Source organism: Kitasatospora sp. NPDC057936 (assembly GCF_042887525.1).
Taxonomy (GTDB): Bacteria; Actinomycetota; Actinomycetes; order Streptomycetales; family Streptomycetaceae; genus Kitasatospora.
In genome coordinates, this window is the sequence record NZ_JBHVPD010000005.1 from 75063 (window position 1) to 86527 (window position 11465).

Below are 11465 nucleotides of genomic sequence, written 5' to 3' on the forward strand. Positions count from 1 at the left end.
CGGTTACTCGGGCGTGTACACGGTCTGGACCAGCCGGTTCGGCTGGCCCCGGCGGACGATGACGCCGCGCCCGGCGGGCTGCAGCGCGGCGTACACGCCGGGGAACAGCTGCCCCTCGCCGCGGTCGCCGGTCATCACCAGCGCCGAGGCGCCGGACTCGCGCAGGCCCTGCACGAGCGGCTCGTACATGCCGCGCGAGGCGCCCGCGACGCGGCGGGTCACGACGAAGTGCAGTCCGATGTCGGCGGCGGAGGGCAGGTACGGCAGGAACGGCGCGAGCGGGCTCTGGCCGGCCGTGGTGAGGACGTCGTAGTCGTCGACGAGCACCACGATCCGCGGGCCGCCGCCGCGCCAGCGGCCCGGCTCCAGGTCCTCCAGCGGCGCGTTCTCGTCCGGCAGCCGCTTCTCCAGCTCGCCCGCGACGGCGGCGGCGAGGCCGGCGCACATCCGGGCGTTGTAGGCGTAGCCGCCGTTGTACTCCTCGGGGATCACGCCGCGCAGGCTGCGGCGCGGGTCCATCACGGCGAACACGATCTCGTCCTCGCCGTGCCGCTCGATCAGCCCGCCGGCGACGGTCTTCAGCAGGTTGGACTTGCCGCACTCGCTGTCGCCGAGGACCAGCAGGTGCTGGTCGTGGTGGAACAGGTCGAGCAGGACGGGTGCGAGCGCCGCCTGGTCCAGGCCGATCGGCACCCGCCGCGGCTCGGCGACCGGGCCGGGCAGCAGGTGCGGCTCCAGGACGTGCGGCAGCACGCGGACCGGCTGGGCGAGCTCGCCGGTCCAGGTGGCGCGGACGGTCCTGGCGCTCTGCTCCAGGACGGTGCCGAGCTCGCCGTTGTCGGCGAGGCCGTCGATCCGGGGCAGCGCGACCTGGGCGAACAGCCGCCCGTCGGTCAGGACGCGGCCGGGCTCGTCGGCGGAGAGGGTCTCGGAGAGCTTGCGCTCGATGCTGGATTCGCTGGGGTCGTTGAGCCGCAGCTCGGCCCGGGTGCCGAAGTTCGACTGGGCGGCGATCCGCACGTCGTTCCAGCGGAGCATGCCCGCCACGACGTGGATGCCGTAGCCGCCGCCGCGCTTGAGGATGTCGAGGACGGCGTCGTCCAGCTCCTCGAAGTCGTCGCGCAGCGCGCCGAAGCCGTCGATGACCAGGACGATCTCGGCGGAGGCGAGCTCCGGCAGCCGGCCCGCGGCGTGCAGGCTGCGCAGCTGGTCGACGGAGTCGATGTTGTGGTCGCGGAAGAGGTCCTCGCGGGCGGTGAGCATCGCCCGGACCTCCTCGACCGTACGGGCCGCGCGCTCGCGGTCGGCCCGGCCCGCGATGCCGCCGACGTGCGGCAGGCCGGCCAGCGCCTGGAGGCCGCCGCCGACCAGGTCGAGGCCGTAGACGCCGACCTCCTGCGGGGTGTGGGTGAGCGCGAGCGACAGGACCAGGGTGCGCAGCAGGGTGGTCTTGCCGGACTGCGGGCCGCCGATGAAGGCGACGTGGCCGCCGGCGACGGTCAGGTCCAGGACCCAGTTGCCCTGCCACTGCCGGGTGGGGTCGTCGAGCAGGCCGAGCGGCACCTGGAGGCGTCCGCGCCGGCCGGTGAGCTGCATGCCGCGCGGGCCGACGTCGAGCGGGCCGGCGACGCTGTCGAGCGCGATCGCGGCGGGCAGCGGTGGCAGCCAGATCCGCCGGACCGGGGGTGCGGCGTTCTCCAGCTGGCCGACGACGACGCCGAGTTCGGTCGGGCCGGTGGTGCGGCGGCGGGCGGCCGGCTCGGGGCCGTCCTGGTCCTCGGCCTTGGCCGGGGTGTTGAAGGCGCCGTACTCCAGGGCGAGCGGGCCGGCGTCCTCGTCCCCGCGCTGGACCGGGCCGCGGTAGGCGCCGGAGACGTAGCTGGCCTTGAACCGCTCGTAGTGGCTGGTGTCGACCTTGAGGTAGCCGAAGCCGGGCAGCGGCGGGAGGTGGAAGGCGTCGGTGGTGTCGAGGACCGTGCGGGACTCGTCGGCGGAGAAGGTGCGCAGGCCGAGCCGGTAGGACAGGTAGGTGTCCAGGCCGCGCAGGCTGCCGCCCTCGATGCGCTGGCTGGAGAGCAGCAGGTGCACGCCGATGGAGCGGCCGATCCGGCCGATGGACAGGAAGAGGTCGATGAAGTCCGGCTTGGCGGTGAGGAGTTCGCCGAACTCGTCGATGACGACGAACAGGTGCGGCAGCGGTTCGAGGTCGGGCCGGCGCTCGGCCCGCAGGGCGGCGTAGGAGCCGATGTCGGCGACGTTCCCGGCGTCCTTGAGGACCTGCTGGCGGCGCTTGACCTCACCGGCGAGCGAGGCGTGCACGCGCTCGACCAGGCCGGCCTGGTTCTCCAGGTTGGTGATCACGCCGGCGACGTGCGGCAGGTTCGCGAACGGGGCGAAGGTCGCGCCGCCCTTGTAGTCGACGAGGACGAGCGAGAGGTCCTCCGGCGGGTGGGTGGCCACCAGGGCGAGCACCAGGCTGCGCAGCAGCTCGGACTTGCCGGAGCCGGTGGCGCCGACGCACAGGCCGTGCGGGCCCATGCCCAGCTCGGAGGACTCCTTGAGGTCGAGCAGCACCGGCTCGTGGCTGTCGCTGATGCCGATCGGCACCCGCAGGAAGGCACGTTCGCCGCGCGGGGCCCACAGCCGGGCGAGGTCGAGGTGGGCGACGTCGTCGATGCCGAGCAGGCCGGCGAACTCGACCGGGCCGCTCAGCGGGGCGTCGCCGAGCGACTCGGCGGACAGCCGCAGCGGGGCGAGCATCCGGGCCAGGCCCTCGGCGAAGGAGGGGCCGACCTCGTCCACGGTGCCGTGGGCGCTGATCGGCTGCTCCTGGCGGAGGTCCTCGATGAGCACCTGGTCGCCCTCGACCGTGATCCGCACGCCGATCTGGCCGGGCTCCTGGACGCGCCGTTCCAGCAGGTGCAGGACGGTGACGCCCATCTCGCGCAGGCCGACCGCGTCGTCCGGGCGCGGCAGGTCGACGGCGTCCTCGCCGTGCCCGTCGGCCACGACGAGCAGCCGGGAGGTCATCGACAGCGCGTCGGAGCCGGACAGGCCGCGGCGGACCTCGGTCGCGTAGGAGGCGCGGCGGCGCAGTTCGGCGCCGATCTGGCGGGCCAGCTGCGGCATCGAGGGGGCAATGCGGCGGGCGGCGACCGGGCCGTCGTACTGGTCGGTGTCGAGCAGGTGGGGGAGCCACTTGGCCCACTCCCAGTCGGGGAGCCGCTCGCCGGGCACGGCCAGGGCGACGGCGACGTCGTCGGGCGCGTGCAGGGCGGCGCTCTGGGTGAGCAGGGCGCGGGCGACCCGCAGGCAGTCCTCGCGCGGGCCGATGACGCTGACGTCGCCGACGCGGTCGAGCGGGACGGTGAGCGGGAGTTCGGTGCCGGTGCGGAAGCGGGTGGTGAGCGCCGAGGCCTCGTTGAGCATGAAGCGGTCGGGCGGGGTCATCGCGGAGGAGGCCTGCTGGCCGATCCGCAGGTCGCGCACGGGCATCTCGCCGGTGCCGACGCGGACCCGCAGGAAGTCGCCGTCGACGCGGCGGCGCTCCCACAGCCGGGCCGGGTCGCGGACGATGTCGTACAGGGCGCCGGGCGGCGGGTTGAGCACGTCGGCGTGGTCGCCGCGGGCGCGCTCCTCGGCGGCGAGCTCCTCGCGCAGGTCCTCCAGGTAGGTGAGGTAGGCCTCGCGCTGGGTGCGGCGGGTGCGCTGGGCCTTGCCGCGCTGGGAGAACAGCAGGCCGACCGAGCCCAGGACGGTGACCAGCAGGATGATGGCGCCGAGTCCCGCGAACTGGCTGTTGCGGACGACGGTCATCATGATGACCGAGGACATGACGCCGGCCATCGGCAGCAGCGACATCGCGATGTTGCCGGCCTTGCCCTCGGGCAGGTTGGGCGGGGCCTCGATGGTGCGGGCCTCGGGGGCGGCCGGCGGACGGACCGTCCGGGCCGGGCGGTGGATCAGTCGGGTACTCATCGTCAGTGGCGCTTCTGGGAGAGCTGGAAGACGTCGGCGGCGAGCCGGGTGGCGGTGCTCCGGGTGGCGCGGGCGAGCAGGTCGGTCCGGATGACGCCGCCGGCCGCGAGGTGGCGGTCGTACGGGAGCACGTGGACGGCCGTGCCGGTGGCGCGCAGGGTGCGCACGGCCGCCTCGACGTCGACGCCCGCGTGCGGGGTCAGTTCGGTGACGACGACGACCGTCCCGGCGATGACGTGCGCGGGCAGGGCGCGCATCCACTGCAGGACGGCGTGGGTGCTGGCGATGCCGTCCAGGGTGGCCGGGGTGGTGATGACCCGGGCCTGGGCGGCGGAGAGCGCGACGCGGGCGACCTCGTCGGGCAGCGTCTGGCAGTCGACGACGGTGACGCCGAAGTAGCGGCGCAGCGCGACCATGACGCGCTGGTAGCCGCGGGCGTCGAGCATCGCGCCGATCTGGCCCTGACTGCCCGGCAGGAGCCAGGAGTTGTTCTGCAGCTGGACCAGGTAGCCGGTGATGTCCAGCAGCGACATCTGCGGCTTGACGATCTCGGCGAGGTCGCTGGCGGTCCAGCGCAGCGTCTCGGTGCCCAGCCGGATCGGCAGCGAGCCGAGCGCGGTGTCGGCCTCGACGAACAGGACCGGGTCCTGGCGGTAGTGGGCGTAGGTGGTGCCGAGCAGGGCGGCGACCGTCGACTTGCCGGCGCCGCCGCGGATCGAGGTGACGGCGATCTGGCGGCCGGTGGTCACCGGCTGCTGGAGGCTCTCGGCGATCCGCGTGATCTCGGCGACCTCGCGGGAGGCGGAGGAGGAGACGTTCTTCCACACCGCGTGCGCGGCCCGGGTGGCGAACGGCTCGCCGCCGCGCGGCTTGCGGCCGAGCGCGGTCAGGCTGCCGTCGACGGTGGGGCGGGACTCCGGCGTCCGCTGGGTCGTCACCTGCGGCTGCTGCTCGTACGGCTGCTGCGGGTACGGCTGTCGGCCCTGCGGCGGCTGGTACTGCTGCGCGGCGGGGTCCTGCGGCGGCGCCTGGTCGTACGGCACCCGGTCCTGCGGCGGTCCCGCGGGCGCGGGCCGGGCCCCGTCGGCCGGCGGTGGGCCCCACGCGGAACCGTCGAGCTGGGCCCGCAGATCGCGCAGGACGTCGCCCTGCCAGTTCTCCCCGTTCGACATGACTTCCTCTGCCCCTCCAGATCCGACCTGCTGACGGGTGGCTCAGAACTTGCTGAGCAGTTGCCCGTACACCCCGAACACCCCGACGGCCAGCGGGAACAGCCCCACCATGCCGATCGACTCCACCAGGTCGGCCACCCGGCGCAGCCGCACCTGGGTGTGCTCCGGCGGCTGCACCGCCAGCGCGACCAGCGGCAGCACCGCCGCGACGCACAGCACGGCCAGTGCCCCTGCCCCGCCGCCGTGCCCGACCCACAGCACCACCAGGCGCACCGTGAGCACCGCGGCCGCGGCGAGCAGCGCCACGACCTCGGCGACCAGCGGGAACGCCCGTGCCCGGGACAGCAGCACCACGGCGACGAGCGACGGTAGCACCACCGTCCAGGCCGTCGGCTTCGCGGCCAGCGTCAGCAGCCAGCCCGCGGCGGCGGCCGACGTGGCGGTCGCGATCGTGGCGAGCGCGAGGCCGCGGTGCGTCGCCGCGAGCGCGGTGCCCACCGAGTGCCGGCTGACCGACGCGCCGGCCGAGCGGCGGTCGTCCAGCGCGGTCAGGCCCGAGGCCATCAGGGCGAGCCGCGGTAGGACGCCGAGCAGCACCACCGAGAACAGCGCCATCAGGGCGCCCACCCGGGCCGGTTCGGTGTGGACGGCGGCCACCGCCTCCCACACCGCGGTGATCACGGTGAGGGCGCCGGCGCCGATCAGGCCGCCGCGGCCGAGCGGCGAGAAGAAGCCGAGCATGACGACGGTCACGGCGAGCGCGCCCGCCACCGCGGCCAGCCGCACCGGCGGCCCCCAGTGGTAGGCGTCCGCCGCGGTCCACGCGCCGAGGATGCCGAGCCCGCCCGAGGCCAGCAGCAGCGCCGTGGCCAGGCCCCGGTTGCCCTCCCCGATCTTCGACACCAGCGCGCCGGCGGCCAGCAGCACGGCGGCCACCGCGAGCAGTCCGCCGGCCAGCGGGGCCAGCGGGAACTCGTGCCGGGCCAGCACGGCGGCCGTCACGGCGAACGCCACCGTCGCGACCCCGGCGCTGCCCCGGCGCGCGGCCGGGCGCCAGCGCCAGGCGCGCAGGTCCAGGTCGTCGGAGACGAGGTCGACGACGTCGTGCACGACCGGGGCGGGCGGGGCGGAGTGCGCGCGGACCAGCCGCAGGACGGCGCCGTCGGCCACGCCCGCGGAGTCCAGGGTGCTGTCGTGCGGCAGCGCCGAGCCGTCCGGGGTCACCAGCTGGCGGGTCATCGGGCGGTTCGCGGCCCGGTCGTCGAGCAGCTGCAGCACGTCCGGGAGCAACATGCCGATCGGTGTGTCGGAGGGCAGGACCACGTCGGCCCGGCGCCGCTCCCCGATCAGGGTCACCCTGCTGAGACGGGCCGGGGAAGTCGTTGCTGTGCTCACCACTTGCGGGAACCTATCATCGCGACCTTTGCGACCTCTCGGGCCGATGCTTCTACGAATGGGCCGGTTCGGGGGACTTCGCGGCCTTTGTCGGTGCGACCTGCTGCGTCGACTGCGGCCCGGCCTTCGGCGCCGACTGCGGGGTCACCGCGTGGGCCGCCGACGGGGACACCGACGGCGTGGGCGGGCGCGACGGGTCCGGCGAGTCGTGGGGCACCTGGAACTGCTGCTGCTGTTGCTGCTGCTTCTGCTGGTCGGCCTTCTGCTTGGCCAGCGTGGTCTGCAGGAACGACCACCCGACGCAGCCGGCGCACAGCACGGCCGCGATCGCGATCCCCGCGAACACCTTCCCGAACCGTTCGTCGGCCGTCCGCCGCACCCGCTGCGCGCCGAAGAGCAGCGCGTCGCGCATCCTGCGCCGACGCACCGCCACCGACTCCAGCAGCTGACTGTCGTAGTCCCGTGCCATTCGCCGCCCGCCGTCTCCCCCGTGTCTTGCCTGTGCAACATAAGGCATGGGTCGGGCCGAAGCACACCCCGTCGGTGGGGGGAAGAGGCGGGGGCTTCGGGGCGGGGGGAGGAGATGGGGGGAAGGGGGACGGGAGCTGTGGGGGATTGGGGGAGAGGGGGAGACGGCGTCAGGCGAGGGCCGGTGTGGGGAGGGGGCCGGCGGCGGTCAGGTAGGTGTGGGTGTCGGGGAGGGTCTCCAGCAGGGTGCGCTGGTGGCGCTTGATGCGGGTGAACGCGTCGTCGGCGGTGCGGATCGCGTGCGGGTGGTGGGCGAGGGACGGGGGCGGGGCGGCGGTGTGCGGGGTGAGGGCGGTGAGGAGGGCGCGCAGCGGGAGCTCGTCGGGGGTGGGGGCGAGGCCGGCGGCGTGGGCGTCGAGGACCTGGCGCAGGTGGTCGGGGGCCGGGACGGGCGGCGCGTAGGGGGAGGTGAGCCGGCGGAGCCGGGCGAGGTCGAGGGCCTGCTCGTGCAGGGCGGCGGCGGTGGCGTCGAAGCGGGCGGCCGGGGTCGTGCGGCCGTCGCGGGAGGGGAGGTCGCGCACCAGCCGGTCGAGCAGGGCGAGGGTGTCGGCGTGGTCCTCGTCCAGGGGGTCGGCACTGGCGGCGGCGGTGCCGAGGGCCAGGCAGTTCCCGACCCAGCTGCGGCGCAGCCGGCCCGCGGGGGTGGCGGTGTGGGTGACGACGGCGCCGGCCGGGGCGCCGAGGATCCGTTCGGCCTCGGCGGCGCCGGTGCGCTCGCTCGCGTAGGCGAGGCCGGTGGTGCGGCGGCCGAGGAGGGTGCGGTGCCAGGTGTGGCCCTCGGGGCGGGTCGTGACGGCGGTGTAGGGCGCGACGCCGTGGCGGGCGCTGTCGTGGGGGAGCGTGACGGTGGCGAGCGTGTCGGCGACGAGGCCGTCGGCGGCGGGCCGGAACGGTTCGCCGAGGATGCCGGTGAGCAGGCGGGCGGCGCGGCCGGTGCAGTCGAGGAAGAGGTCGGCCTCCTCGCGGCCGCGGGTCGTGTGCAGCGCGGTGACCAGGCCCGCCGGGTCGCGTTCGGCGCCGAGGATCTCCGCGCTGTGCAGCCGTACCCCGCAGGTCTGGATGGCGGTGCGGCGCAGGAAGTGGGTGAGCATCGCGGTGTCGGCGTGCCAGCCGTGGGGGAAGGCGGTGCGGCCGTCGAGCCAGCGCGGTGACTTCCGGGCGTCGAGCAGCGGCGGGGTGACGAAGCACGCGTGGTCGACGGGTTCCAGGGTGTGGCCGGTGCTGCGGCGCAGCTGCCAGAAGTCGGTGAGCGGGAAGCCCTCGCAGCTGGGGGTGGCGCCGGGGTTGGGCAGGTAGACCGGGTCGGGGCGCCAGCCCCGGTACCGGGTGGCCGCGTTGAAGGAGGCGCAGCAGGCGCGCAGCCACGTGCTCTCGGGGGTGCCGAGCCGGTCGAGGAGGTCGCGCCGGAAGGCGGGGGCGAGCGCGGTGACCTGCGCGGTGGGGCGTTCGGCGGTCTCGACGACCGTCACGCGGACGGTGTCCCGGAAGGCGGAGGCCAGCCGGGCCGCGGCGATCCAGGCGGTGAGCGTGCCGCCCGCGATGACGATGCGGTCGACGGGGGCGGGCGTGCGGGCGTCGAGGGTCATGGCGGGAGCGTCCAACGGCCGTGTATGGCGGGCCTATCGGGGATCTGTACCGGTGCTGCAAGACGGAGCGGAGGGCGGGTACAGACGGCGGTTCCAGTCTGTTGGTGCGGGGCCGGGGACGGCCCGACGCCACCGACGGAACGGAAACGAGGGAACGATGTTCGAGGAACTGAAGGTCGAGCACCCGCTGGACGTCCTGACCGAGATCGAGCGCAGCGCGGCCCTGGACCAGGACCTGCTGCTGCAGGACGGGGGGACGCCGTGGGCCGAGCTGCTGGCGGACTACGTCGACGCGCTGAGCGAACTGGCCGTGCGGGGCACCGCGGAGAACGGGTACATCGCGACCTACGGGCTGGACGAGGGCCACGCCGGTGGGTGCGGTTGAGGGCGGGCCGGCGGCCTGGTCCGGCGGCCTGATCCGGCGGCGGGAGCCTCGGGGTCAGGCCGCCAGGACGGCGGCGCGGCCGAGCCGGCCGAGGAGGCCGACGAGGGCCGGCATCCGGTAGCGGGCGGGGCGGTCGGCGCCGGAGCCGGGCTCCAGGAGCCGGGCGTCGCAGAGCCGCTCCAGGACGTCCTCGGCGTCGTCGAGGGGCAGGTCGAGCAGGGCCGCCGCGTCCGCCGCGGTGAGGGCGGCGAGGCCGGCGGCGGCCAGGACGGCGAGGGCGTGCGCGGCCGGGGCGTCGAGCGCGGCCAGGGCGGGGCGCAGCGCGGTGGTGATGTCCAGGCTGCCGATGCGCAGTTCGCCGAGCCGGCGTTCGGCGGGGGCCAGCCGGTCGGCGAGCCGGGCCGGGCGCCAGTGCGGGCGGTCGGCGAGGCGGGCGGCGGCGATCCGCAGGGCGAGCGGGAGGCGGTCGCAGTACTCGGCGATCCGGGCGGTGGACTCCGGGTCGGCGGCGAGGCGTTCGGGGCCGGCGATCGAGGCGAGCAGGCGGGCGGCCTCGGCGGGGCTCATCGGGCCGAGCCGCACCAGCCGGGCGCCCTCCAGGGCGGCGAGGTCCGGGCGCAGGCCGGTGACCAGGGTGCGGGTGGCGCCGCCGCCGGGCAGCAGCGGGCGGACCTGGGCGTCGTCGGCGGCATTGTCGAGCAGGACGAGCATCCGGCGGCCGGCCAGCAGGGTGCGGTAGCGCTGGGCGCGTTCGTCGAGGCCGTCGGGGACGTGGGCGGGCGCGGTGCCGAGGGCGCGCAGGAACCAGCCGAGGACCTGCCGGGGGCTGCGCGGGGTGCCGTCGGCGTCGCGCAGGTCGGCGTGGAGCTGGCCGTCGGGGAAGGCGTCGCGGGCGTGTTCGGCGGCGTACAGGGCGAGGGCGGACTTGCCGGTGCCGGGGGCGCCGGTGACGGTGACGTCCCTTCCGTCGTGCAACGCGTCGAGGACGAGCCGGAGTTCGGTCTCGCGGCCGGTGAAGTCGCGGGGCGCGGCGGGGAGCAGCGCCGGGCGGGCGACGGGCTCGGCGGTCGGCTCACCGACGGGTTCCGTGGCCCGCTCCGTGACGGTTTCGGCGGTCGGCTCCGCGACGGGTCCGGCGGTCGGCTCCGCGACGGGTCCGGCGGCGACGGGCTTTTCGGCGGGCGCGGCCGGGGTGACGGCGACGGCGACGGCCGCCCGCTCGGGCGCGGCCGGTCCGGCCAGGGTGCCGGTGAGGATCTCCTGGTGCAGGGCCCGCAGTTCGGGGCCGGGGTCGATGCCGAGCTCGTCGGCGAGCAGCCGCCGCGCCTCCTCGTACTGGGCGAGCGCGTCCGCCTGCCGTCCGGCCCGGAACAGCGCCGTCATCAGCTGGGCGCGGGCCCGCTCCCGGACGGGGTGGCCGGTGACGTGCCGGGTGAGGCCGGGCAGCAGTTCGTCGTGCCGGCCGAGCGCCAGGGCGGCCTCGGCGTGCTGCTCGACGGCGGCGAGGTGGGCCTCGGCCAGCCGGGGTCCCTCGGCGGCGGCCAGGTGCTCGGTGACGTCGGCGAGGGCCGGGCCGCGCCAGAGCGCGAGCGCGTCGGCGAGGCGGCGTTCGGCCTCGGCGTAGCGGGCGGCCCGCAGGTCGGCGCGGCCGGCGTCGGCGAGTTCGCGGAAGCGGTCCCAGTCGACGGTGGTGCCGTCGGTGTCCATCCGGTAGCCGGCGCCGTGGCGGTGCAGGCCGTGGCCGGCGCCGAGCCGGGTGCGCAGCCGGGAGACGTAGGTGTAGAGCTGGTTGGTGCTGGTCGCGGGCGGCTCCCAGCCCCACAGCAGGGTGGTGAGCCGCTCGTCGGGGACGACGCGGCCGCGGGCGAGCAGCAGGGCGGCCAGCGCGGTGCGCTGCTTGGCGCCGTCGAGCTCGACCATGCGGCCGTCGACCGCGGCCGACACCGGCCCGAGAAGCGTGAAGTCCATGCCGGCCCCCGACCGTCCAGGGCCCGCGAACGCCCGCGGGCCGACCTGGGCGAAACGCTATTGACCTGCGGTTGTATCCGGCTGTTCGGTCGCTCTCGGATCGATTTCGACGGATCGAAAGCGCTTTGAAAGCGCCCCAAAACGCGGTCTCCGTAGCGTTCGTGTCGTACCGCAGGACACCGGGTCAGGCGGACGAACGAGAGGTCCTGGAGGCCACCGTGAACAGCGCTCTTCTCTCCGCCCGCAAGACCGCGCACACCGCGGTGGTCGCTCCGCTCGGCAGGCTCGCGGCGAGCGCGGCCGTGCTCCTCGTCGCGGTCGGCGGGGTGGCGGCCGGCCAGGGCAGCGCGGTCGCGGCGGACTCCTCGAACGCCTCGGTGCAGGCCGCCGCCATCAGCACCCACCCGGTCGGCTACACCCTGAAGAAGGACGACCCGTGGACCTGATCCCGCC

General features: G+C 75.6%; 8 protein-coding genes. 2 read left to right on the top strand and 6 right to left on the bottom strand.

All coding sequences use genetic code 11. The features are described from left to right. Positions 1 to 3: 3 nt before the first annotated feature. The 5 genes from eccCa to ACFVU9_RS04500 all read right to left on the bottom strand — a co-directional run bounded on the left by eccCa (position 4) and on the right by ACFVU9_RS04500 (position 8659). Complete coding sequence (eccCa, locus tag ACFVU9_RS04480; RefSeq protein WP_387589815.1) at positions 4 to 3978, bottom strand: type VII secretion protein EccCa; 3975 nt, start codon at positions 3976 to 3978, stop codon at positions 4 to 6. A 2-nt stretch (positions 3979 to 3980) separates the two neighbouring features. Beyond that, positions 3981 to 5150 carry a MinD/ParA family protein gene (locus ACFVU9_RS04485; protein ID WP_380436728.1) on the bottom strand — a complete coding sequence of 390 codons (1170 nt, stop codon included), beginning with the start codon at positions 5148 to 5150 and terminating at the stop codon, positions 3981 to 3983. Between the two features lie 42 nt (positions 5151 to 5192). Next, the gene (eccD, locus tag ACFVU9_RS04490; RefSeq protein ID WP_380436730.1) at positions 5193 to 6548 is read right to left on the bottom strand and encodes a type VII secretion integral membrane protein EccD; all 1356 of its coding nucleotides are present in this window, start codon (positions 6546 to 6548) and stop codon (positions 5193 to 5195) included. Between the two features lie 49 nt (positions 6549 to 6597). Beyond that, on the bottom strand, positions 6598 to 7014 hold the full coding sequence (locus ACFVU9_RS04495; RefSeq protein WP_387589818.1) for a hypothetical protein: 417 nt from the start codon (positions 7012 to 7014) through the stop codon (positions 6598 to 6600). Positions 7015 to 7183: 169 nt separating this feature from the next. Next, positions 7184 to 8659, bottom strand: coding sequence for a tryptophan 7-halogenase (locus ACFVU9_RS04500; RefSeq protein ID WP_387589821.1), 1476 nt, complete (start codon positions 8657 to 8659; stop codon positions 7184 to 7186). Between the two features lie 157 nt (positions 8660 to 8816). Between ACFVU9_RS04500 and ACFVU9_RS04505 the strand changes: the two genes are divergently transcribed. Further along, positions 8817 to 9044 (top strand): DUF6269 family protein, encoded by a 228-nt coding sequence (locus tag ACFVU9_RS04505; RefSeq protein WP_359973862.1) that lies wholly within the window; start codon positions 8817 to 8819, stop codon positions 9042 to 9044. A 54-nt stretch (positions 9045 to 9098) separates the two neighbouring features. Here ACFVU9_RS04505 and ACFVU9_RS04510 read toward each other — a convergent pair whose 3' ends face one another. After that, positions 9099 to 11012 carry a BTAD domain-containing putative transcriptional regulator gene (locus ACFVU9_RS04510; protein WP_387589824.1) on the bottom strand — a complete coding sequence of 638 codons (1914 nt, stop codon included), beginning with the start codon at positions 11010 to 11012 and terminating at the stop codon, positions 9099 to 9101. Between the two features lie 218 nt (positions 11013 to 11230). Here ACFVU9_RS04510 and ACFVU9_RS04515 point away from each other — a divergent pair, with 218 nt between their 5' ends. Continuing rightward, a complete protein-coding gene (locus tag ACFVU9_RS04515; protein ID WP_380436737.1) occupies positions 11231 to 11458 on the top strand; it encodes a hypothetical protein in 228 nt (75 codons plus the stop codon). The last annotated feature ends 7 nt before the right edge of the window (positions 11459 to 11465 follow it).

Excerpts from the sequence above, each read along its gene's own strand:
- eccCa (WP_387589815.1), bottom strand. The coding sequence starts at position 3,978 with ATGAGTACCCGACTGATCCACCGCCCGGCCCGGACGGTCCGTCCGCCG.
- ACFVU9_RS04485 (WP_380436728.1), bottom strand. The coding sequence starts at position 5,150 with ATGTCGAACGGGGAGAACTGGCAGGGCGACGTCCTGCGCGATCTGCGG.
- ACFVU9_RS04495 (WP_387589818.1), bottom strand. The coding sequence starts at position 7,014 with ATGGCACGGGACTACGACAGTCAGCTGCTGGAGTCGGTGGCGGTGCGT.
- ACFVU9_RS04500 (WP_387589821.1), bottom strand. The coding sequence starts at position 8,659 with ATGACCCTCGACGCCCGCACGCCCGCCCCCGTCGACCGCATCGTCATC.
- ACFVU9_RS04505 (WP_359973862.1), top strand. The coding sequence starts at position 8,817 with ATGTTCGAGGAACTGAAGGTCGAGCACCCGCTGGACGTCCTGACCGAG.
- ACFVU9_RS04510 (WP_387589824.1), bottom strand. The coding sequence starts at position 11,012 with ATGGACTTCACGCTTCTCGGGCCGGTGTCGGCCGCGGTCGACGGCCGC.